Below are 21,505 nucleotides of genomic sequence, written 5' to 3' on the forward strand. Positions count from 1 at the left end.
TCAACGCAGTCGCTGACTGATCACCTTCGAGACGCCGTCGCCCTGCATCGAGACGCCGTAGAGCGCGTCGGCGACCTCCATCGTCCGCTTCTGGTGCGTGATCACGATCAGCTGCGAACTCTCCTGGAGCTCCCGCATGATCCCGATCAGCCGCTGGAGGTTGGTGTCGTCCAGCGCCGCCTCGACCTCGTCCATCACATAGAACGGGCTCGGCCGCGCCTTGAAGATCGCGACCAGCAGCGCCACCGCCGTCAGCGAGCGCTCCCCGCCCGACAGCAGCGACAGACGCTTGACCTTCTTGCCCGGCGGACGCGCCTCGACGTCCACGCCGGTGGCCAGCATGTCGTCCGGGTCGGTGAGGACGAGCCGCCCCTCGCCCCCGGGGAAGAGCCGCGAGAAGACGCCCTCGAACTCCCGGGCGGTGTCCCGGTACGCCTCCGTGAAGACCTCCTCGACGCGCTTGTCGACGTCCTTGACGACCTGGAGCAGGTCGCTGCGGGTCTTCTTGAGGTCCTCCAGCTGCTCGGAGAGGAACTTGTGCCGCTCCTCCAGCGCCGCGAACTCCTCCAGGGCCAGCGGATTGACCTTGCCCAGCTGCTGATAGGCGCGCTCGGCCGCCCGGAGCCGCTTCTCCTGCTCCGCCCGTACGTACGGCACGGGGCGGTTCCTCGGGTGGTCCGGGTCCTCCGGCAGCTCTTCGCCCTCGGCCGGCGGGGACGGCGGTACGAGCTGGTCCGGCCCGTACTCCGCGACCAGGCCCGCGGGTTCGACGCCGAGCTCCTCCAGGGCCCTGGCCTCCAGCTGCTCGATGCGCAGCCGCTTCTCCGCGCCGAGCACCTCGCCCTTGTGCACCGTGTCGGTGAGCTTGTCCAGCTCGCTCTTCAGCTCGCGGCCCCGGTTGCGCTCGGCGGCCAGCTCGCGCTCCCGGGCGCCCTTCGCCTCCTCGGCGCTCCGCTTCTCCTCGTCGGCGCGCACGAGGGAGACCTCGACGTGCGCGAGGAGCTGCCGGGCCCCCGACGCGACGGCCGCGGCGACGCGGGCCTCGTGCTGCAGTCTGGCGCGGCGCTGCTCCGCGCGGGCCCGCGCCTCGCGCTCAGCGCGGGCTGCCCGGTCCAGGCCGTCCGCCCGCCCCGCGAGGGCCTTGACGCGCTCCTCGTGCGTACGGACCTGAAGGCGCGCCTCCATCTCGGTCTGCCGGGCGTTGGCGCCGTCCGCGGCGAGCCGGTCCCGCATGGAGGTGTCGGGCTCTCCGTCGCCCTCGGCCGGGGCGGCCTCCTCGGCGACGGCCAGGCGCTCGGCCAGTTCCCCGGCCTCCTCGCCGGCCCGTGCGAGGGCTTCCTCGGCACGGGCCACGGCCGCGGCCGTGCGGCCTGCCTCGTCGGCCGCCGCGCGCGCCTGGCCGGCGAGCCGGCCGAGGGCCTGGGCGACCTGTGACTTCTCCCGGTCGGCCGTGCTGCGCACGGACGCCAGTTCCTCCACGCGGGCCGCGCACTCCGCGCGCCGTGCGGCCGCGGCGTGCTGTGCCGCCTGCAGACCGTCGCAGCGGGCATCGAGGTCGGCGAGTTCGGCGGTGGCCTCGTCGACGGCGGCCTGGACCTCCAGGAGGCTCGGCGCGCCGCCGGAGCCGCCCTGCGCGAAGTGGGTCCCGAGCAGGTCGCCCTCGGCGGTGACGGCGACGGCCCCGGGCCGTTCGCCGACGAGTTCCTCGGCGTCCTCCAGCGTCGCGACGACCACGACGTCCCGCAGGAGCGCGCGCACGGCGTCGAGGACGGGGGCGGGCCCGTCGACGAGTTCGAGGGCGGGGCGGGGGGCGCACGAGGCGGCGTTCGCACCGCCCCGTGCGGGCGGCTGCACGGGGCCCGGCCCGGAGGCCGCTGCCGCTCCGCGCTCCAGGCCCGGTGCCACCACGAGCGCCGCCCGCCCCGCGTCCTGCTTGCGGAGCAGCCGCAGCGCTTCGGCCGCCGTGGCGGTGTCCGTGACGGCGAGTGCGTCCGCCGCGGCGCCCAGGGCCGCTGCGACGGGCAGTTCGTAGCCGGGGGCGACGGTCAGGAGCTCGGCCGCGGGGCCCAGCAGTCCGGCCAAACGATCCTGCGCCGCCAGCAGCGCCCCCGTGCCGTCCTTGCGGCGCAGCCCCAGGGCGAGCGCGTCGCGCCGGGCCCCGGTCGCCGCCCGGCGGCGTTCGGTGGCGGTGGCCTCCTCGCGCGCCTCGCTCAGGGCGGCCTCGGCGGCGGCGAGTTCCTGCTTGGCGGCCTCGTGCCGGTCGGCCAGCTCGGCATCCCCCGCGTCGAGACCCTCGACCTCGGCCTGCTGCCGCTCGTACTCCTCCTGGGCGGCGGCCGCACGCTCCCGGGCCTCGTCGCGGGCGGCGGCCAGCCGGTCGATCTCGGCCTGCGCGGAGGCCGCCCGGCCGCGGGCCGCGGTGACACGGCCCTGGAGCCGGGCGAGCTCCTCGCGGTGGTCGGCGATGGCGCGGGCGGCGTCCCGCAGGCGGCGCTCCTCGTCCGCCAGCTGCCGCTCCAGGGCGGCACGGTGTTCGGTGGTGTCCTCCAGGGCCCGGCTCGCCGCCTCCAGGGCGGCCTCCAGCTCGGCCTCCTGTTCGCGGATGCGGGCGGCCTCGCGCTCCAGGTCCTCCGGTTCGCGGCCGCGCCGCTCCTCGGCGGGGGCGGCGGTGGCGCTGGTGACGCGTGCGTCGGCGAGTCCGATCGTGCCGCGCACGCGCTCGGCGAGGCGGGAGAGTTCGTACCAGGTCTGCTGGGCGGCGGCCAGGCGCGGGGTGAGCGTGCGCACCTGCTCCTCCAGGGCCGCCTCGCGCTGGAGGGCGGTCTTCAGCTCGGCCTCGGCGCCGTCCTTGCGCGCCTTGAGGGCGGCCTCGTCCGCCAGCTCGGCCCGCAGCGCCTCCCGGAGGGCGACGAGGTCGTCGGCGAGGAGCCTGAGGCGGGCATCGCGCAGATCGGCCTGGATGACGGCGGCGCGGCGCGCCACGGCCGCCTGCCGGCCGAGCGGTTTGAGCTGGCGCCGGAGCTCGTCGGTGAGGTCCTGGACGCGGGCGAGGTTCGCGCGCATCGCGTCGAGCTTCCGCAGCGCCTTCTCCTTGCGCTTGCGGTGCTTGAGAACGCCTGCCGCCTCCTCGATGAAGGCGCGGCGGCCGGCGGGGTCGGCGTGGAGTACGGAGTCGAGCTGCCCCTGGCCGACGATGACGTGCATCTCGCGGCCGATGCCGGAGTCCGAGAGCAGCTCCTGGATGTCGAGGAGCCGGCAGGTGTCGCCGTTGAGCTGGTACTCGCTGCCGCCGTTGCGGAACATGATCCGCGTGATGGTGACCTCGGAGTAGTCGATCGGCAGGGCTCCGTCGGAGTTGTCGATCGTGAGGGAGACCTCGGCACGGCCCAGCGGCGGGCGGCCGGTCGTCCCGGCGAAGATCACGTCTTCCATCTTGCCGCCGCGCAGGGACTTGGCCCCCTGCTCCCCCATGACCCAGGAGAGGGCGTCGACGACATTGGACTTGCCGGAGCCGTTGGGCCCCACGACGCAGGTGATCCCGGGCTCGAAGCGCAGGGTCGTCGCGGAGGCGAAGGATTTGAACCCCCGCAGGGTCAGGCTCTTGAGGTGCACGCGGTAGGACTCTACCGGCCGGGCCTCTGCAGGAGCCGCCCCGGACGGCATGCTGGCGTGCCGCGCCCTTCAATTGGTTTCACGTGGGAAGGGGCAGGGCACATCAGTCGTTAAGAGCACACCGAAAAGTGGGAAAAAATAGCCGCAACCGCTGGAAACGCCACGACCATACGATGATCGGAAATGACGAAGGGACGCCGAAGCGTCCCTTGCAACTCTCAAGCGGCTGACAGTGCAGCCCGACCGGCCCCCGGGGCAGGGCCTCTGGTCAGGCGAGCGCAGGCTCCGCCTTGGAAACGTCGATGCTGTCGAGCAGCGAGTCGCCGTGGTGAGCGGCGGCAGACAGCGCGTCATTCTCGGCCTGCATCCGGATGAGCTCGGATTCGAGGTCCTGGACACGCTGCTGAAGCCGTCGCATCTCGGCGAGGACTCGGGGGTCGGAGCCGCCGACGTAACCGAGAAGCGCCTTTGCCATGATGGATGGTCCTCCACACTGAGTGACCGACCGAAGCGGTGTGGGTCGTGAGGGATTCGCACCCGCGGTGTCTGCCATCGCTACTGCGGTGTTCAATGCCAAACAGCTAAGGTGCGCGGGGCTTCCAGAGTCTCACCAAAAAGTTTGACGGTCAACACGATCACACCCCGTATCCGCGGGCGTCCCAGGGGGCGCGGCGGTCAATGCGCGGCGCCGGCACGGCCGGGGCCCGGAGGGGCGTGGAGATCATCCGTTGACTCGCAGCCTTCCACGCCCGGGCCGTCTTGGCAACCATCAGGGAATTTCTCTGTCACGCATATGCCACAGGCATATCACTAAGGTCATCGCGACGCTTGCCCCCCGTTCTTCACGGCCCCCGCGCGCACCCTCCCCGACGATTTCCCGTTTTCCGAACCGTTATGGTCAGCGGATCTCGAACCCGTCATATCCGCCCCGCGGGTCACCCCAGATCTCGGTGACTCCTTCCACCCGCCCGGGCGTGTCGCCCGCCCGCAGCCAATCGAGCAGAAGTTCGCACCCTTCGCGCGGGCCCTCCGCGACGACCTGGACGCGGCCGTCGGACAGATTCGACGCGAAGCCGGCGAGCGCTCCGATACGCAAAGCGTTCTCCCGTGTGAACCACCGGAAGCCGACACCTTGCACATGTCCACGGACCCACGCCGTGAGACGGACATTCTCGTTCATGTCTGCACGCTAACCGGCCAATTGCATAATCAGCACTTCGACCCCGCGTCTATTGCCGTACAGTCGCCGCTCGACAGGTCTCCCCTCCCCGTACGAGTGACGCACACCGAGCCGAACACGTAAGGAAGGCAGCGGATGGGTCGCCACCGACGCTCTGCCCCCCGGACCGCAGGCAGCCCCGTCCCCGCTCCCCCGCAGGCCGGGAGGACGAGCGGCGCCTCCGCCCCGGGCCACTCCGACGATCCCGGCGCCCCGGCCGGGGAATGGCCCCCTGATCCCCGGCGGCCGCGCGCACGGCCGAAGACCCCCGTACGGACGGGGCTGCTGGGCGCGTCCGCCGCCATGGCCATGGGCGTGGTCGCGATGACCTCCGGCCTGTTCTCCGGTGGAGGCACTCTCCAGCTCGGCAACGACGGCCACGGCGGCGGGCAGGTACGGACCGACGAGCCGCCCGTCACCGAGTTCACGCGGCCCGACGCCCGGCCCTCCGGCCGCGGCCAGTCGCACGTGAGCCGCAACGCCGAGCGGCCTCCCGCACCGCGTGCGGACACCGCGGTGCCCGTCGGTGCCGCATCCGAGCCGTCGGCGCCGTCGGCGGCGCCTTCCGACGCACCTCCCGGGCCGGAGGGAGCGGGCACCGATCCGGGCGGCGCTCCGGGCGACGGGCCTGACGGCGCCTCCGGCGACGCACAGCGCGCCGACTCCCCGGGCCGGGAAAGCGCAGCTCCGGCGCCCCGTGCCCGGGCCGACGCCCAGGCCGGGGGCGAGACCCGGGTCGCCGGTCAAGTACAGCCCGCCGGGCAGGAGCAGACGGCCGATCAGGCCGCCCTGTACCCGTCGGTGGCGCGGCAGTTGCTCTCCCTGGTCAATCAGGAGCGGGCCAAGGCCGGCCTTCGGCCGCTGAAGGCCAGCACCCGGCTGGCGGGGCTCGCCCAGGCGTTCAGCGACGACATGGCCCGGCGCGGTTTCTTCAACCACACGGACCCTGACGGCCGCTCACCCTGGGACCGTGCGGCCAGGTACGGCATCCGGAACCTCGGCGGGGAGAACATCGCCCGCGGCCACCCGGACGCCCACGCCGTGATGGACGCCTGGATGCACAGCGCAGGGCACCGGGCGAACATCCTCAACCGCGACTACCGCACCCTGGGCATCGGGCTGAACACCAGCGCGAGCGGCCCCTGGTGGACACAGGACTTCGGCTACTGACCACCCTCCATGCGCGCTCCTCTGAGCGGCGGGCCCGCCCCGTGCGGCACTCAAGGCCCGCCCCATGCGGGCACCCGAGGCCCGCCCCATGCGGCGCCTGACACCTCGCGAGGGGCAGCCCCGTGAAGGGTGATCCCGCCGCTTAGAGGGCGGCGCGGCCTGCCACTGCGATGCGGGTGGCCTCGGCCACCCGCGCGCCGAGGTGCTCAGCGGTCAGGATGTCGGCCTTGTGGACGCCTTCGGTGCCCTGGTCGGCGTTGCTCTGCGCTGCGGCACCGAGGAAGAAGCCGAGACGGTTGAGGTCGTTCTCGGAGGCCACGGAGCTGTTCCAGCCGGGCAGCAGGCCGAGGCTCACCCAGTGCATGCCGTGCTGGGCCGCCAGGAGCGAGAAGTACTGCAGGGTGGACAGCTTGTCGCCGCTCTTGGAGGCGGAGTTGGTGAAACCTGCGGCGATCTTGTCCTGCCATGCGCGGTCGGCCCAGCGCCCGGAGGTCTGCTGGGCGAAGGCGTGGAAGGGGGCGCTGGCGGTGCCCATGTAGGTGGGCGAGCCGAAGATGATCGCGTCGGAGGCGTCGAGCAGCTCCCACGCGGCGTCCGTCATCTCGTCGACGTTGACCAGGTGGACGGTCGCGCCGGCGTCCGCGGCACCGTCGCGGACGGCCTCGGCGAGGACGGCGGTGTGGCCGAAGCCGGAGTGGTAGGCGACCGAGACGACGGGCTGGGGCAAGGCGGCGGCAGACATGGGGACTCCTCAGGAGGGGGCGGTGCGCGCCGGGCGGCACACGGAACGGCGATGCGTGCCGAGCGGCACACCCAGAAGGAAAGCACTAACTTTTAGAAAGCGCAATCCTGAGGTTAGCGCTGTGCGGGAGTATGCTTGCGCCATGGACCCGGACCTGCCCTTCGACGTCTTCGCTCGCTCCTGCCCCTCCCGCGGCACCCTGGAGCACGTCACGGGGCGCTGGGGCGCGCTGACGGTCGTGGCTCTGCACGAGTGCACGCTGCGGTTCAACGAGCTGCGCCGCCGGGTCGACGGCGTGAGCGAGAAGATGCTGTCCCAGACGCTGCACGCGCTGGAGCGTGACGGCCTGGTGCACCGTGAAGCGCAGCCGACCAACCCGCCGCGGGTGGACTACGCGCTCACCCCGCTGGGCCAGGACGTGGCCGGCCGGCTCCTGGGGCTGATCGGGCTGCTGGAGGAGCGCATGCCCGAGATCCTCGCGGCCCGGGAGAAGTACGACGCGGAGCGCGGGGCGTAGGACGCCGCCGGAAGCCGGGCGCAGGGCAGCAGGACGCGGTCAGGCGGCGCGCGGGCGCGGCGGGCGCTGGCAGCGCGGGCAGAAGTAGCTGGAGCGGTTCATCCAGGGGCGGCGGCGCATGGCCGTACCGCAGCGGCGGCACGGCTCGTCCTCGCGCCCGTACGCGTCCAGCGAGCGGTCGAAGTAGCCGGACTCGCCGTTCACGTTGACGTAGAGGCTGTCGAAGCTGGTGCCGCCCACGGCGAGGGCCTCGTTCATGACCTCGCGGATATGCGTGAGCAGCTCGGCGCCGCGCGGCCGGGTCAGGGTCGCGGTGGGCCGCTCGTAGTGCAGCCGGGAGCGCCACAGCGCCTCGTCGGCGTAGATGTTGCCGACGCCGCTGATGAGCGACTGGTCGAGCAGAGCCCTCTTGAGCGTCGTACGGCGGCGGCGCAGAGCAGCGTGAAAAGCCTCGTCGTCGAAGGCGGGGTCCAGTGGGTCGCGGGCGATGTGCGCGATGACGTCGGGGAGCCCGTCGGGGTCGCCGGGCACCGTGTCGTGCAGGGAGAGCCCGCCGAAGGTGCGCTGGTCGACGAAGCGCAGCTCCGTGCCGGCGGTGTCGTCGAACCGGATGCGGATGCGCAGGTGCTTCTCGTCGGGGGCCTCGTGCGGCTGGACGAGGAGCTGGCCGCTCATGCCGAGGTGGGCGAGGACCGCGCGGTCGGGCCCCGTGGGCCCCTCCGTCTCCAGCGGCAGCCAGAGGTACTTGCCGCGCCGCCGGGCCACGCCGAGGCGGCGGCCGGCCAGCTGGGCGGCGAAGTCCTCGGGACCGGCGAGGTGGCGGCGGATCGCCCGGGGGTGCAGCACCTGGACGGCCGCCACGGTGCGGCCGCAGGCCCACCGCTCCAGGCCGCGCCGTACGACCTCGACCTCGGGCAGTTCGGGCACGGTGCTCCTCCGGGATTCTGCAGCACTTCGGTTCGGCGGCGCTTCGGTTCGGCGGCGCTTCCGGTTCCCGCGCTGCTTCGGCGCTGTTTCGGCACGATCGCCGAACGCCGGGCGTCCCTGGAGTCAGGGCCGCCCGGCGTTCGGGGACGTGTGCGTCAGGATGCGGCGTCGGCCTCGGTCGTGCCGGCCCCGGCCTGCTCCGCGGCTTCGGCCTTTCCGGCCTCCGCCTTGTCCACGGCTTCGGCCTTCTGCGAGGCCTCGGCCTTTGCGGCGGCGGCCGCGCGTGCTTCCGCCGCCTCGTGGATGGCGCGCCAGGCGGCTTCCGCCGCCTGCTGCTCCGCTTCCTTCTTGCTGCGGCCGGTGCCGGTGCCGTACGCGACACCACCGACGCGGGCAGCAGCCGTGAAGGTCTTCTCGTGGTCGGGACCGGTCTCGGAGACCAGGTACTCGGGCACGCCGAGCCCCTCCGTCGCGGTCAGCTCCTGGAGGCTGGTCTTCCAGTCCAGGCCGGCGCCGAGGTTCGAGGACTTCTCGATCAGGGGATCGAAGAGCCGGTGCACGAGCTCGGCAGCGGCCTCCAGGCCCTGGTCGAGATAGACCGCACCGATCACCGCTTCAAGGGTGTCCGCGAGGATGGACGCCTTGTTGCGGCCTCCCGTGCCCTCTTCACCGCGGCCGAGCCGGATGAAGGAGCCGAGGTCGAGCCCACGGCCCACCTCCGCCAGTGCACGGGAGTTGACCACCGCGGCCCGCAGCTTGGCCAGCTGGCCCTCGGGCAGGTCGGGGTGGATGCGGTAGAGCGTGTCCGTGACCACGAGGCCCAGGACGGAGTCCCCGAGGAACTCCAGACGCTCGTTGGTCGGCAGGCCGCCGTTCTCGTACGCGTAGGAACGGTGGGTCAGCGCACGCACCAGAAGGGCGGTCTCGAGTCTGTACCCGAGCCGCCCTTCCAGAAGCGTGTGAGACGAGGCCGTGTCCGCCGGCGCCCTCTTCGGCGTAGTGGCGTCTGACATTGAGCCTGTCACCCGCCGATCAGACCTCGAGGACCTGGCGCTTGTTGTAGGTGCCGCAGCTCGGGCACGCGATGTGCTGCTGCTTCGGCTCGTGGCAGCGCTCGCACGCCACCAGGGGGGTGACCGCAGCCTTCCACTGCGACCGGCGGTGGCGCGTGTTGCTGCGCGACATCTTCCGCTTCGGAACAGCCACGGCTACTTCTCCTGTGAGTCATCCCCGACGGAGCGGGGTGCGTTGTCCTTCTCGCCGTCCTGGTCGGAACCGGCGAGTCCCTGCAGTGCCGCCCAACGAATGTCGACGGTCTCGTGGTGGTGGTCCGGGTCGTCCGCCAGCCGCGCTCCGCACTCGGAGCACAGGCCGGGGCAGTCTTCCTGGCACACCGGCTGCAGCGGCAGTGCGAGCACCACCGCATCGCGCAGCACGGGTTCGAGGTCGAGCAAGTCGGCCTCGAGAAAGAGCATGTCCTCTTCGTCTTCCTCGGCGTCGTCGCCGGTATCCGCGGGGCGGCTCCGGTCATCGGCGTCGGGGTAGGAGTACATCTCCTGGAAGTCCACTTCGAGCTCACGCTCGAGCGGCTCCAGACACCTTACGCACTCCCCGGTGAGCGGTGCACGGGCGGTGCCTGTGACAAGCACCCCTTCCATGACCGACTCCAGTCGGAGGTCGAGCTCGACGGTCGCGCCCTCGGCCACGGAGATGACCTCGATACCGAGGTGATCGGGGGCCGGTACGGAGCGGGAGACCCTCTTCAGCGCACCGGGACGCCGACCCAGCTCGCGTGTGTCGAACACGAGAGGGGAACGGTGATCGAGGCGGGCGTTCAGGGCTTCCTGCTTTCTACGCTGCGGTGACGGCGGCCCCGAGCCGTATGCGGTGACGCATGCGATGAGGGCAGCCGAGATCGCGAATGCACACGCGACCGAAGAGCCAGGATACTGGACGGGTCGCCGTAGACCCAATCGGCCCTCGTCCGGTGCCGGTCAGCGGCCCTGTTCGTACCGGCGGAGCTGCTCCAGGTCGATCATCGACGTGTCGAAGAGGCTCGTCTCGTCCAGCGCTCCGCCCGCCTGGGGCCGCTCCTGGGCGGGCTGGTGGTGGGCGGGCTGGTGCTGCTGGAGCGTCGGGGTCTGCACCGGCTGCTGCTGGGGCACGTAGCCGCCCGGGGCGCCGTAGCCGTCGCCCCCCGGGGCCGGGGAGGGCCAGGCGTAGGGGTCGGCCTGCTGGTAGCCGCCCTGGACCGCGTACGGGTCGGCCTGCTGCTGCCCGTGAGCGCCGTCCGCCCCGTACTGCTGCTGGTAGGTGTACGGGTCGGAGCCGTAGCCCTGCGACTCGTAGTAGCCGTCGTAGCCCGCCGCATGGGGCGCCCCATGCGGCGCGGCGGCGGGCTCCGGGGAGGCCGGCGCCTGGGGCGCGGCCAGCCCCGCGAGGAAGTCGGCGTCGCTGGTGGGATGGGTGGCATGGAAGCCGTCCTGGGCGGCCATGTGGGCACCCAGCTCGTCGGCCGGGCGGGAGCCGAGGAGCTTCTCGCGGCCGCGGCCGACGGCCTCCAGCGTCTTGCTCAGGACCGCCGAGACGGCGCCGAGCTTGGCGTCGACGTAGGCGTCGGCCTGCTGCCGCTGGACGCGGGGGTCGGAGCTGGGCTCCGGGGCGTCCCCGTCGCCCCCGGCATCCCCGTCTGCGTACTGCGCCCCGTAGCCGCCGTCCGCGTCCGCGCGGCCCAGGAGCTTCTCGCGGCCTCTGCCGACGGAGCCGATGGTCTTGGTGAGGACGACCTCGAAGTTGGCGAGCTTGCTGTCGACGTAGTCGTCGGCCTCGGCGCGGATCTCCTCGGCCTCCCGGCGGGCCTCGGCGAGGATGCGGTCGGCCTCCTCCTGGGACTGCCGGGCGACCTCGGTGTCGGAGATCAGCGATCCGCGGTGGGCGCGCGCGGACTCGATGATCCGCTCGGCCTCCTCGCGGGCCTCGGCGACCAGCTGCTCGCGGTCGCCGACGACCTCCTGCGCCCGGGCGAGCGCGCCGGGCAGCCCGGCGCGGAGCTCCTCGAGCAGGGCGAGCAGCTCGGCACGATTGACGACGCAGGAGGCGGACATCGGCATGGACCGGGCGCCGGTGACGGTCGTGACGATCTCGTCGAGCTTCTTCTGGACGTCCACCTGGCGCTCGCCACTTTCTTCTGCCGGACGACACGAACGGGGACGACTGTACGGGCAGTCGGCCCCCGCCCGACAGCTGCCGGCAGGCGCGGGGTGTCAGCGCTCGCCGAGCCGTTCGGTGAGCGCCTCCAGCACCAGCGGCGGGACCAGGTGGGAGACGTCGCCGCCCCAGGCCGCGACCTCCTTGACCAGGCTGGACGACAGGAAGCTGTACGTCGGGTTGGTGGGCACGAACAGGGTCTCGACGCCCGAGAGCCCGTTGTTCATCTGGGCCATCTGCAGCTCGTAGTCGAAGTCGCTGACCGCCCGCAGCCCCTTGACGATGGCGGGGATGTCGCGCTGCTTGCAGAAGTCGACGAGGAGGCCGTGGAAGGACTCCACCTTCACGTTGCCGTACTCGGCGGTGACCTGGCGGAGCAGGTCTATCCGCTCGTCGACCGTGAACAGGCCCTTCTTCGACTGGTTGATCATCACTGCGACGTGGACGACGTCGTACAGCCTGGAAGCGCGGGCGATGATGTCGAGGTGTCCATTGGTGACGGGGTCGAACGACCCCGGACAGACGGCGCGGCGCAACGGTGTCTCCTCGCTCTCCGGTCCATTCATGACGCGCGGGGAGAAGTCTCTTCGGCGCACGTCGAGGCGGCGCGACCGTACCAAAGCGTCCCCTCGCCGTAGCGACGGGCCCTCAGTGCCTCGAAACCGTCCGGCCAGGGGAATTCCCCGCCTCTGGTGCTGCGCTCCACGGTGGCCAGCGCCTCTTCCGCAAGCCACCCCCCGGTACGGAGTGTGAGGAGAATCTCGCGGAGCGCCTCGTCGGTGACCGCGTAGGGCGGGTCGAGGAAGACCACGTCGTAGGGGGCCGCGGGGGGCGGGCCGGCCACGATCTGCTCGGCCTTGCCGGAGCGCACCTCGGCGCCGGGCAGCCCGAGCGTGCGGACGTTCTCCCGGATGGTGCGCGTCGCGCGGGCGTCGGCCTCCACGAGCAGGACGTGCGCCGCGCCGCGCGAGAGCGCCTCCAGGCCGACCGCGCCCGAGCCCCCGTACAGGTCCAGGACGCGGGTGCCGTGGAGGGTGCCCAGCAGGGACTCCAGGGTGGAGAACAGGCCCTCGCGCGCCCGGTCGGAGGTGGGGCGGGTGCCGGTGCCGGGCGGCACGGCCAGGCGGCGTCCGCCGGCGACGCCGGCGATCACGCGGGTCATGGGGTCCTCGGTCCTTCGCGACGGTGTGACGTGTGACGGTGGGGCGGGTGTGGCGGTGTGCGGTGGGGCGGGGCTGCGGCGAACCTGACGGTCGGCCGGCCGGGCGCCGCCCCTTCAGCCTAGGGCGTCCGGGCCCGCCGGGCGCCTCCGCGGGGGCCCGGCGGCAGGGCACCGGCCCGTGGCCCGACGGGGCGCGCCCTGCGGTTGCCCTCAGCCCTTGTCCAGGTACTGCTCCCGCTCCTCGTCCAGCAGGGCGTCCAGCGCGGTGCGCAGCTCGGGCAGCGCCTCCAGCTCGGGGTCGGCGGCGACGACGGACGCGGCCTCCTCCCGGGCGGCGGCGATGATCTCCTCGTCGTCGATGACGGTGAGCATGCGCAAGGACGAGCGGACGCCGGACTGGGCCTGGCCGAGGACGTCGCCCTCGCGGCGCTGTTCGAGGTCGATGCGGGAGAGCTCGAAGCCGTCGAGGGTGCCGGCGACGGCGGCGAGGCGGGCGCGGGCCGGGCTCGCCTCCGGGGCGTCGGTGACCAGCAGGCACAGGCCCGGGGCCGAGCCGCGCCCCACGCGGCCGCGCAGCTGGTGGAGCTGGGAGACGCCGAACCGGTCCGCGTCCATGATCACCATAACGGTGGAGTTGGGCACGTTCACACCGACCTCGATGACCGTCGTGGCCACCAGGACGTCCACCTCGCCGGCGGCGAAGCTGCGCATCACGTCGTCTTTCGCATCGGGCTGCATACGGCCGTGCAGCACCTCGACGCGCAGCCCGCTCAGCGGGCCCTTGGCGAGCTGCTCGGCGACGTCCAGGACGGCGAGGGGCGGGCGCCGCTCGCCGTCGCCCTCCGCCGCGGCCTGCCCGGCCTCGTCCCCCGGCCCGCCCTTCGAGGCGCTCTTCGAGGCGCTCTTGGCGGCGTCCTTCGAGGCGTTCTTCGCGCCCGCCTTGGTGTCGCCCTCCTCTCCCAGGTCGTCGCCGATGCGGGGGCAGACCACGTAGGCCTGGTGGCCGCCCTCGATCTCCTCGCGCACCCGCTCCCAGGTGCGCGCCAGGAAGTGGGGCTTGTCCTTGGCGGGCACCACGTGGGTGGCGATGGGCGAGCGGCCGGCCGGGAGCTGGTCCAGGACGGAGGTCTCCAGGTCGCCGAAGACGGTCATGGCGACGGTGCGCGGGATCGGGGTCGCCGTCATCACCAGGAGGTGGGGCGGTTGCTTGCCCTTGGAGCGCAGGGCGTCGCGCTGCTCGACGCCGAAGCGGTGCTGCTCGTCGACCACGACCAGGCCGAGGTCGTGGAACTGCACCTTGTCCTCGATGAGGGCGTGGGTGCCGATGACGATGCCGGCCTCGCCGGTGACGAGGTCGAGCAGGGCCTGCCGCCGGGCGGGCATCCCCATGGAGCCGGTGAGCAGCACGACCTTGGTGCCCTGCTCGGCGCCGCCGAGCATGCCGCCCTCGGCCAGCTCCCCCATCATCTCGGTGACCGACCGGTGGTGCTGCTGGGCGAGCACTTCGGTGGGGGCGAGCATGGCGGCCTGGCCGCCGGCGTCGACGACGCCGAGCATGGCGCGCAGGGCCACCATGGTCTTGCCCGAGCCGACCTCTCCCTGCAGGAGGCGGTGCATGGGGTGCTCGGTGGCCAGGTCGTCGAAGATCTCCGCGGAGACGGTGCGCTGGCCGTCGGTGAGGGTGAAGGGCAGCTTGGCGTCGAAGGCGTCGAGGATGCCTCCGGCCACGGGCTTGCGGGCGACGGCCGGCAGCTGGGAGTCGGCGTGCCGGCGGCGGGCGAGGGCGACCTGGAGGACGAACGCCTCGTCCCACTTCAGGCGGGCCCTCGCGTCCTCGATGTCGGCCTTGGTGCGGGGCCGGTGGACCTTGCGGAAGGCGTCGGGAAGCTCCGCGAGGCCACGGCCGTCGCGCAGCGAGGGGGGCAGCGGGTCGGTGAGGCCCTGCCACTGCTCGGCCTCGAACAGGTCCAGCAGGGTGTCGACGGCCTTGGTGAGCTTCCAGGACTGGAACTGCTTGCAGGCGGGGTAGATCGGCAGGAGGCGGCCCGCGAAGGCCTCGGCGGCGCCGGCCCCGCTGTCGCGGTCCAGCAGCTCGTAGTCGGGGTGGAGAAGCTGGCGGGTGCGGTTGAAGACCGAGACCTTGCCGGCGAACATGCCACGGCGCCCGGGGATCAGCTCCTTCTCCCGCGCGTAGGCCCCGCGGCCGAAGAAGACCAGGGTCAGGGCGCCGCTGCCGTCGGTGACGACGACCTCCAGGCGGACGCCCTTGCCGTGGTTGAAGGTCTTCATGGCGGCCTTGGCGACCTGGGCGACGACCGTGACGTGCTCGTCCAGCGGCAGGTCGGCCAGGCGGGTCAGCTCACCGCGCTCGGCGTAGCGGCGCGGGTAGTGGTGCAGCAGATCACCGGCCGTGTGCAGGTCGAGGTGCTCGGCCATCACCTTCGCGGTGCTGCCGCCGAGGATCTTCTTCAGGGGTTCGTGAAGCGCGGGCACGCGTCCCATTGCACACCACGGCACTGACAGACGGCGTCATTCGGGGCCTCATCCGATCCTCGTCGGCTGTCCCGGCCGGCGTCACTCGATGCCGATGAGCAGCGGCGGCGCCTGCTGTCCGCCCCGGTAGACCACCGTGTCGACGGCGAGGTGGCCGCCCCGTACGTGCCGCTCCAGGCCGTCGGCGACGGCGCCGGGGACGTCCGCGCCGAGGACGAAGGTGACCATTTCGCCGCCCGCGGCCAGCATGCGGTCCAGGACGGTCGCGGCGGTGGCGGCGAGGTCGGAGCCGATGACGGCCACGTCGCCGTCGATGAGGCCGAGCACGTCGCCCGCCTGGCAGACGCCGGCCATGGTCCAGGCCTGGCGCTCGGCGACGGCGAGCTCGGCGTAGCGGGTGGCTCCTGCGGCGGACGTCATGGCGACGACGTCCTCGTCGAAGCGGCGTGCGGGCTCGTGGACGGCGAGTGCGGCGATGCCCTGGACGGCGGCGCGGGTGGGGATGAGGGCGACGCGGACGCCCTCGGCACGGGCCTGCTCGGCGGCGGCGGCCGCGGTGTGCCGCAGCTCGGGGTCGTTGGGCAGCAGGACGACCTCGCGGGCGTTGGCGCGCCGGATGGCGTCGACGAGCTCCCCGCTGGCGGGGGGCTCCCCGGGGCGGGTCGTGACGACGGTGGCGCCTGCGTCGGCACACAGCCCGGCGAGTCCTTCGCCGGGGACGACCGCGACGACGGCGCGCTGGGCGGGTTCGCGGGTGCGGCCGGGGTCCGCGGCCGGTGCTCCGGCGGCGGCTCCGGCGAAGTGGGTGATGCGGATGCGGTGGGGGCGCCCCGCCTCGATGCCGGCCTCGACGGCGGCTCCGGCGTCGTCCACGTGGACGTGGACGTTCCACAGGCCGTCGCCGCCGACGACGACGAGGGAGTCGCCCAGGGCGTCGAGGCGGGTGCGCAGGCGGGGGACGGCGGCGTCGTCGGCGTCCAGGAGGTAGATGACCTCGAAGGCGGGCGAAGGGCCGCCTGGGGCGGTGCCGGCGGGGCAGGGCACGGGGCCTTGGGCCGGTCCGGCGGGCTGCGGCGGTACGGGGACGGGGCGCGTCCACGCGCGCGTGCCGCGCGGAGGGGCCTCTCCGGACAGGGCCCTGGCGAGCGCGCCGATCACCTCCACCAGGCCGAGGCCGCCGGCGTCGACGACTCCGGCCCGGCCGAGGGCGTCGAGCTGGCCGGGGGTCATCGCGAGGGCGGAGCGGGCCGCCTCGTCCGCGGCGCGGGCCACGGCGGCGGCATCGCCCCGTGCCGTGGCGGCGGCGTCGGCGACGGCTGCGGCGACGGTGAGGATGGTGCCCTCGACGGGGCGGGCGACGCCTTCGTACGCGGATTCCACGGCCCGCCGCAGGGCGCGCCGCAGCAGCTCGGCGTCGGCGGCAGCCGCAGCCTCGGCGTCGGCCTCGGCATCGGCATCGGCATCGGCGTGGGTGCCGGGGCGCCCCGTGCGGTCAGCGGCAGGGCGCCCCGTGCCGCAGGGCGCGGGGCGCGGCTCCCCGCCCCCCGCCAGGACCTCCGCCATGCCGCGCAGCAGCTGGGCCAGGATCGTGCCGGAGTTGCCGCGCGCGCCTATGAGGGCACCGTGCGCCATGGCGCGGATGGCGTCGGGGAGCGTGGGGCGGGAGGCGGGGCCCGTGGTGGCGTGGCCGTCGAAGACGGCGTCGACGGCCCTGGCGGCGGACTCGACGGTCAGGTAGAGGTTCGTGCCGGTGTCGCCGTCCGGGACGGGATAGACGTTGATGGCGTCGATCTCCTCGCGGGCCCGCCCCAGTGCGTCGAGGGCCAGTGCGCACCAGGTGCGTACCGTGGAGGCGTCCAGCGGGTGCGGCACGTGTGTCCTCCTCGGACTCCCTGGGGCGGTGGAGCGGTGATCGCAGACTAGTCCCGGGGCGCGGCCCGGAGGGAGGGCGGGCGGCCCGGGGCGAGGGGACAGGTCAGACAGGTCGGACAGGTCACAGCCCGGGCGGCCATGGTAGTTTCGTTGAACGGGAGCAGCCGTTGTATGCTGCTCCGGTTGCCTGATGAGAATCAGGCCATCCCCCTGGTAATGCCGGTCACTACAGATTTCGGCACGCAGGGATTTTCCGTACGTGCCTGTCGTCTCCGCGTGAGCGGGGGTGACCCGTCTTTGGAGTAACCCGTGGCTGCCAACTGCGACGTCTGCGGCAAGGGGCCGGGCTTCGGCAACGCTATTTCGCACTCGCACCGCCGTACCCCCCGCCGTTGGAACCCCAACATCCAGCGGGTGCGTGCTGTGGTCGGTGGGACGCCGAAGCGGCTCAACGTCTGCACCTCGTGCATCAAGGCCGACAAGGTCTCGCGCTAAGCGAGTGCTGTCCCCCGCGCAAGCGGGGGCGAGCCGGTCTCGCTGTGACGTTCACGTCGTGGCGCTGCCCATCTGGTTGCCTTGAAAGCCGGTCCACCTTACGGTGGGCCGGCTTCTTGCCGTACCTGCTGATGGCCTGCCTGCCGTACCCGCTCACCGCATGGCGCGGGCCCCGCCCCATGCGCTACGGATCCGGCTGCTCTACGAACGCCACCGCCACGCATGGTCGACCGGCCCGATGCCGTCCCCCAGGGGGAAACCGGCCGCGATGGCGCCGGTGACGTAATCCTTGGCGGCCCCCACGGCTTCCGGCACCGTGTGCCCCTTGGCGAGCCCGGAGGCGACGGCGCTCGCCAGTGTGCACCCCGTCCCGTGCGTGTGGCGGTTGTCGTGGCGCGGGGCCCGGAGCCAGTGCTCCTCGCTGCCGTCCGTGAGGAGGTCCAGCGCGTCCCCCTCCAGATGCCCGCCCTTGATGAGCGCCCACCGGGGCCCGTAGGCGAGCACGGCGTCCGCCGCCCGCCGCATGTCGGCCTCCGAGGCGACCCGCAGCCCCGTGAGCCACGCGACCTCGTCGAGGTTGGGGGTGGCGACGGTGGCCGCCGGCAGCAGCTTCGTGCGGACCGCGTCCAGGGCGGAGGCGGCCAGCAGGGCGTCGCCGTGCTTGGAGATGCCCACCGGGTCCACGACCACGGGGGCGGCGGTGTCCGCCAGGAGCTCGGCGACGGTCCGCACGAGCTCTTCCGAGGCGAGCATGCCGGTCTTCACGGCCTGGACGCCGATGTCGTCGACGACGCTGCGGTACTGGGCCCGTACGGCCTCCGCGGGCAGCTCCCAGGCCCCCTGCACGCCGCGGGAATTCTGCGCGGTGACGGCCGTGACCACGCTCATGCCGTGCACGCCGAGGGCGAGCATGGTCTTGAGGTCGGCCTGGATGCCCGCACCGCCGCCGGAGTCGGATCCGGCGACGGTCAGCACGCGTGGGGGTATCGGCATGGGGCCGAATCTACAGCGCCGCCCCGTGCGGGCCGCCCGGCCCCGCCCCGTGCTGCTCCCCCGGTTCCAGCTCCCCGAAGTGGTCCCAGCCGCCGGCCTTGTCCCATGGGGCGCCGTCCACGGTGACCTGGGGCAGGGCGGAGGGGCTGACGACCTCGCCGATGACCTTCCAGCGGGCGGGCAGCTTCACGTCCGGCGGGAAGGTCGCGACGATCGCGTGGTCCTCTCCCCCGGTCAGCACCCACTGCAGCGGGTCGACGCCCACGGCCTGGCCGATGTCGGACATCTGCGTCGGCACGTCGATGGCCGCCGTGTGCAGGTCGATGCGGACCTTGCTGGCCTCCGCGATGTGGCCGAGGTCGGCGATGAGACCGTCGCTGACGTCCGTCATCGCGGTGGCGCCGAGGCCCGCCGCCGCAGGGCCCGCGTGGTACGGCGGCTCGGGGCGCCGGTGGGCCTCGACGAAGGCGCGGGGCGAGCGGAAGCCGCGGGCGAGCACCGCGAGTCCGGCCGCGGACCAGCCGAGCCACCCGGTCACGGCGACGATGTCACCGGGCTGTGCGCCGGAGCGGGTGACCGGCTCGTGGTTGCGCAGGTCGCCGAGGGCCGTGATGGCGACGGTGATGGTCTCGCCGCGCACCACGTCGCCGCCGACGACCGCCGCACCGGCGACCTGGCACTCGTCGCGGATGCCGTCCATCAGCTCGGTCGGCCAGGTGGCGGGGAGTTCGGCGGGGACGACCAGGCCGAGCAGGATCGCGGTCGGCACCGCGCCCATCGCCGCGATGTCGGCGAGGTTCTGCGCGGCGGCCTTGCGCCCGACGTCGTAGGCGGTCGACCAGTCGCGGCGGAAGTGCCGCCCCTCCAGAAGCACATCCGTACTGGCCACGACCCTCCGGTCGGGCGCAGCCACCACCGCGGCGTCGTCACCCGGCCCGAGCCGGACCGCAGGGGTGGTGGTGAGCCGGGAAGTAAGCTCTCTGATGAGCCCGAACTCCCCCAACTCGCCCACGGTGCCTTTCACTGAGCTCCTCCTAGGAGTATCGGTTGTGACATACGCCGCGCCGCGCAGGCAGCGCGGGTCTCCCCGCGCCGTGCGGCGACGCGGTACCGTGGCGTCTCTTCTCCCCACATGATCCTCGTAGCCGCCCTGGAGGTTCCGTGGTACAGGCGTACATCCTGATCCAGACCGAGGTCGGCAAGGCGTCGACCGTGGCCGAAGTCATCTCGAAGATCTCGGGGGTGATCCAGGCCGAGGACGTGACCGGTCCGTACGACGTGATCGTGCGCGCCCAGGCCGAGACCGTGGACGAGCTCGGCCGCATGGTGGTGGCCAGGATCCAGGCAGTGGAGGGCATCACCCGCACACTGACCTGCCCGGTCGTCCATCTCTAGGTCCCCCGTATGCTCGGCCGGTGAAGTTTTCCCTCCGCCGGCCCCTCGGCCTGTCCGCTGTCGTCGTGCTGTGCGCGGCCGCCGGCTGCTCGCCGTCGGGCGGCGCGGAGGGTCCCGCGGTCCCCACGCCGCCGGCGCGGGCGGCCGGGCTCTGCCGGGCGCTGCACAAGGAACTGCCGAAGACCGTGGACGGGAAGCAGCGGCGCACCGCCGATCCCGTCTCGGACTTCACCGCCGTGTGGGGCGATCCTGCGATCGCCCTGCGCTGCGGGGTGGAGCGTCCCGAGATCATCAAGCCCGGTTCCGAACACTACAACCCCGCCGCGGACTCGGTGGAGATCGACGGTGTGGACTGGCTGCCGGAGCGGCAGCCGGACGGCAGCGTCCGCTGCACGACCACCCTGCGGGAGGCGTTCGTGGAGGTGACGCTGCCGAGGAAGGTCGTCGGCGAGGCCGGCGATCTCGGTGCGCTCACCGATCTCGCCGGCGCCGTCGCGAAGACGATCCCGGTGGGGGTCGTCTAGCGCGGTCCGCGGGCTAGCGCAGGCCGGTGGGCCGGCGCAGCGCCGCCTGGATGAGGCGGTCGATCAGCTCGGTGTAGCCGACGCCGCTCTCCTGCCACATACGGGGGTACATGGAGATCGGCGTGAAGCCCGGCAGGGTGTTGATCTCGTTGATGACGAACTCGCCGTCCTCGGTGAGGAAGAAGTCCGCGCGCACGAGGCCCTCGCACGAGGCGGCGTCGAAGGCCTGTACGGCGAGCTCCTGCACCTTCGCCGTCTCTTCCGGCGTCAGCGGCGCGGGGACGAGGCCGGCGGCGGAGTCGATGTACTTCGCCTCGAAGTCGTAGAACTCGTGGGCGGTGACCGGGGGGATCTCGGCGGGGACGCTCGCGCGCGGCCCGTCCTCGAACTCCAGGACGCCGCACTCGATCTCCCGGCCGCGCAGCAGCGACTCGACGAGGATCTTCGGGTCGTGGCGGCGGGCCTCGGCGACGGCCTCGTCGAGGCCGGAGACGTCGTCGACCTTGGTGATGCCCATGGAGGAGCCGGCGCGGGCGGGCTTGATGAAGACGGGCCAGCCGTGCTCGCCGGCGAAGTCGACGATCTTCTTGCGGGCGGCGGCCGGGTCGGTGTCCCACTCGCGGGGACGGACGACCTCGTACGGACCGACGGGCAGGCCGAAGGAGATGAAGACGCGCTTCATGTACTCCTTGTCCTGGCCGACGGCCGAGGCGAGCACGCCGGCGCCCACGTAGGGGATGCCGGAGAGCTCCAGCATGCCCTGGAGGGTGCCGTCCTCGCCGTAGGGGCCGTGCAGGACGGGGAAGACCACGTCGACCTCGCCCAGCGCCTTGGGCATCGTGCCCGGCTCCGTGTAGAGGAGCTCGCGGTCGGAGGGGTCGACCGGCAGGACGACGGAGCCGTCGGGCGACTGGGCGAGCTGCGCGACGTTCGGCAGCGCGCGGTCGGCGATGGCCATCCGCTCGGGGTCGTCGGCGGTGAGGGCCCAGCGGCCGTCGGTGGTGATACCGATCGGCAGCACGTCGTACTTCGTGCGGTCGATGGCGCGCAGCACGGCGCCGGCGGTGACCACGGAGATGGCGTGCTCGGAACTGCGGCCGCCGAAGACGACCGCCACACGCGGCTTCCGGCCAGGGCTCTGGGGGGTGATCTCGCTGCTCATATCGCGACGAGAGTA

The 21,505-nt window shown here is 72.9% G+C and carries 21 protein-coding genes; 5 read left to right on the forward strand and 16 right to left on the reverse strand.

Going from position 1 to position 21,505, the window contains the following annotated elements; translation table 11 throughout:
• From smc to IE241_RS13550, 3 genes are all read right to left on the reverse strand, one after another.
• Positions 1–3,612 carry a chromosome segregation protein SMC gene (smc, locus tag IE241_RS13540; RefSeq protein ID WP_190021966.1) on the reverse strand — a complete coding sequence of 1,204 codons (3,612 nt, stop codon included), beginning with the start codon at positions 3,610–3,612 and terminating at the stop codon, positions 1–3.
• Between the two features lie 268 nt (positions 3,613–3,880).
• Positions 3,881–4,087, reverse strand: a complete 207-nt coding sequence (locus tag IE241_RS13545) for a hypothetical protein (RefSeq protein ID WP_030369319.1) — start codon at positions 4,085–4,087, stop codon at positions 3,881–3,883.
• Positions 4,088–4,510: 423 nt separating this feature from the next.
• The gene (locus tag IE241_RS13550; RefSeq protein ID WP_190021967.1) at positions 4,511–4,792 is read right to left on the reverse strand and encodes an acylphosphatase; all 282 of its coding nucleotides are present in this window, start codon (positions 4,790–4,792) and stop codon (positions 4,511–4,513) included.
• Positions 4,793–4,927: 135 nt separating this feature from the next.
• Between IE241_RS13550 and IE241_RS13555 the strand changes: the two genes are divergently transcribed.
• Positions 4,928–6,001: a CAP domain-containing protein gene (locus IE241_RS13555; protein WP_190021968.1), complete on the forward strand. Its 1,074-nt coding sequence runs from the start codon at positions 4,928–4,930 to the stop codon at positions 5,999–6,001.
• A gap of 142 nt (positions 6,002–6,143) precedes the next feature.
• Here the strand turns inward: IE241_RS13555 and IE241_RS13560 are convergent, their stop codons facing one another.
• Positions 6,144–6,728 (reverse strand): flavodoxin family protein, encoded by a 585-nt coding sequence (locus tag IE241_RS13560; RefSeq protein ID WP_455409962.1) that lies wholly within the window; start codon positions 6,726–6,728, stop codon positions 6,144–6,146.
• Between the two features lie 157 nt (positions 6,729–6,885).
• On the opposite strand from IE241_RS13560, the gene IE241_RS13565 reads away from it, so the two are divergent.
• Positions 6,886–7,260 carry a winged helix-turn-helix transcriptional regulator gene (locus IE241_RS13565; RefSeq protein ID WP_190021970.1) on the forward strand — a complete coding sequence of 125 codons (375 nt, stop codon included), beginning with the start codon at positions 6,886–6,888 and terminating at the stop codon, positions 7,258–7,260.
• A 39-nt stretch (positions 7,261–7,299) separates the two neighbouring features.
• Here the strand turns inward: IE241_RS13565 and mutM are convergent, their stop codons facing one another.
• The 9 genes from mutM to fakA form a co-directional block, all read right to left on the reverse strand.
• Complete coding sequence (gene mutM / locus IE241_RS13570; RefSeq protein ID WP_190021971.1) at positions 7,300–8,187, reverse strand: bifunctional DNA-formamidopyrimidine glycosylase/DNA-(apurinic or apyrimidinic site) lyase; 888 nt, start codon at positions 8,185–8,187, stop codon at positions 7,300–7,302.
• Between the two features lie 155 nt (positions 8,188–8,342).
• Complete coding sequence (gene rnc, locus IE241_RS13575) at positions 8,343–9,200, reverse strand: ribonuclease III (RefSeq protein ID WP_190021972.1); 858 nt, start codon at positions 9,198–9,200, stop codon at positions 8,343–8,345.
• A gap of 19 nt (positions 9,201–9,219) precedes the next feature.
• Entirely contained in the window at positions 9,220–9,393 is a 174-nt protein-coding gene (gene rpmF, locus IE241_RS13580) for a 50S ribosomal protein L32 (protein ID WP_015657589.1), read from the reverse strand.
• Positions 9,394–9,395: 2 nt separating this feature from the next.
• The gene (locus IE241_RS13585; protein WP_190021973.1) at positions 9,396–9,992 is read right to left on the reverse strand and encodes a YceD family protein; all 597 of its coding nucleotides are present in this window, start codon (positions 9,990–9,992) and stop codon (positions 9,396–9,398) included.
• Between the two features lie 189 nt (positions 9,993–10,181).
• On the reverse strand, positions 10,182–11,354 hold the full coding sequence (locus IE241_RS13590; protein ID WP_190021974.1) for a F0F1 ATP synthase subunit B: 1,173 nt from the start codon (positions 11,352–11,354) through the stop codon (positions 10,182–10,184).
• A 96-nt stretch (positions 11,355–11,450) separates the two neighbouring features.
• Positions 11,451–11,930: a pantetheine-phosphate adenylyltransferase gene (gene coaD, locus IE241_RS13595; RefSeq protein ID WP_308433676.1), complete on the reverse strand. Its 480-nt coding sequence runs from the start codon at positions 11,928–11,930 to the stop codon at positions 11,451–11,453.
• 26 nt (positions 11,931–11,956) lie between these two features.
• Positions 11,957–12,556 (reverse strand): 16S rRNA (guanine(966)-N(2))-methyltransferase RsmD, encoded by a 600-nt coding sequence (gene rsmD, locus IE241_RS13600; protein WP_190021976.1) that lies wholly within the window; start codon positions 12,554–12,556, stop codon positions 11,957–11,959.
• Positions 12,557–12,766: 210 nt separating this feature from the next.
• A complete protein-coding gene (gene recG / locus IE241_RS13605) occupies positions 12,767–15,058 on the reverse strand; it encodes an ATP-dependent DNA helicase RecG (RefSeq protein ID WP_190021977.1) in 2,292 nt (763 codons plus the stop codon).
• A 72-nt stretch (positions 15,059–15,130) separates the two neighbouring features.
• Positions 15,131–16,921: a DAK2 domain-containing protein gene (gene fakA / locus IE241_RS13610; RefSeq protein ID WP_190021978.1), complete on the reverse strand. Its 1,791-nt coding sequence runs from the start codon at positions 16,919–16,921 to the stop codon at positions 15,131–15,133.
• A gap of 309 nt (positions 16,922–17,230) precedes the next feature.
• On the opposite strand from fakA, the gene rpmB reads away from it, so the two are divergent.
• Entirely contained in the window at positions 17,231–17,416 is a 186-nt protein-coding gene (gene rpmB, locus IE241_RS13615) for a 50S ribosomal protein L28 (RefSeq protein ID WP_078660562.1), read from the forward strand.
• Positions 17,417–17,617: 201 nt separating this feature from the next.
• On the opposite strand, the gene thiD is transcribed toward rpmB, so the two are convergent.
• A complete protein-coding gene (gene thiD / locus IE241_RS13620) occupies positions 17,618–18,409 on the reverse strand; it encodes a bifunctional hydroxymethylpyrimidine kinase/phosphomethylpyrimidine kinase (protein ID WP_190021979.1) in 792 nt (263 codons plus the stop codon).
• A 10-nt stretch (positions 18,410–18,419) separates the two neighbouring features.
• Positions 18,420–19,433, reverse strand: coding sequence for a thiamine-phosphate kinase (locus tag IE241_RS13625; RefSeq protein WP_190021980.1), 1,014 nt, complete (start codon positions 19,431–19,433; stop codon positions 18,420–18,422).
• A gap of 137 nt (positions 19,434–19,570) precedes the next feature.
• On the opposite strand from IE241_RS13625, the gene IE241_RS13630 reads away from it, so the two are divergent.
• On the forward strand, positions 19,571–19,804 hold the full coding sequence (locus IE241_RS13630; RefSeq protein WP_030369306.1) for an Lrp/AsnC family transcriptional regulator: 234 nt from the start codon (positions 19,571–19,573) through the stop codon (positions 19,802–19,804).
• Between the two features lie 20 nt (positions 19,805–19,824).
• Positions 19,825–20,328: a DUF3515 domain-containing protein gene (locus IE241_RS13635; protein ID WP_190021981.1), complete on the forward strand. Its 504-nt coding sequence runs from the start codon at positions 19,825–19,827 to the stop codon at positions 20,326–20,328.
• Positions 20,329–20,341: 13 nt separating this feature from the next.
• On the opposite strand, the gene IE241_RS13640 is transcribed toward IE241_RS13635, so the two are convergent.
• Positions 20,342–21,490, reverse strand: coding sequence for a D-alanine--D-alanine ligase family protein (locus tag IE241_RS13640; RefSeq protein ID WP_190021982.1), 1,149 nt, complete (start codon positions 21,488–21,490; stop codon positions 20,342–20,344).
• Positions 21,491–21,505 lie beyond the last annotated feature (15 nt).

The sequence above is a fragment of the Streptomyces hiroshimensis genome (assembly GCF_014650335.1).
GTDB lineage: Bacteria > Actinomycetota > Actinomycetes > Streptomycetales > Streptomycetaceae > Streptomyces > Streptomyces hiroshimensis.

Excerpts from the sequence above, each read along its gene's own strand:
- IE241_RS13545 (WP_030369319.1), bottom strand. The coding sequence starts at position 4,087 with ATGGCAAAGGCGCTTCTCGGTTACGTCGGCGGCTCCGACCCCCGAGTC.
- IE241_RS13550 (WP_190021967.1), bottom strand. The coding sequence starts at position 4,792 with ATGAACGAGAATGTCCGTCTCACGGCGTGGGTCCGTGGACATGTGCAA.
- IE241_RS13555 (WP_190021968.1), top strand. The coding sequence starts at position 4,928 with ATGGGTCGCCACCGACGCTCTGCCCCCCGGACCGCAGGCAGCCCCGTC.
- IE241_RS13565 (WP_190021970.1), top strand. The coding sequence starts at position 6,886 with ATGGACCCGGACCTGCCCTTCGACGTCTTCGCTCGCTCCTGCCCCTCC.
- rnc (WP_190021972.1), bottom strand. The coding sequence starts at position 9,200 with ATGTCAGACGCCACTACGCCGAAGAGGGCGCCGGCGGACACGGCCTCG.
- rsmD (WP_190021976.1), bottom strand. The coding sequence starts at position 12,556 with ATGACCCGCGTGATCGCCGGCGTCGCCGGCGGACGCCGCCTGGCCGTG.
- recG (WP_190021977.1), bottom strand. The coding sequence starts at position 15,058 with ATGGGACGCGTGCCCGCGCTTCACGAACCCCTGAAGAAGATCCTCGGC.
- thiD (WP_190021979.1), bottom strand. The coding sequence starts at position 18,409 with ATGCCGATACCCCCACGCGTGCTGACCGTCGCCGGATCCGACTCCGGC.
- IE241_RS13640 (WP_190021982.1), bottom strand. The coding sequence starts at position 21,490 with ATGAGCAGCGAGATCACCCCCCAGAGCCCTGGCCGGAAGCCGCGTGTG.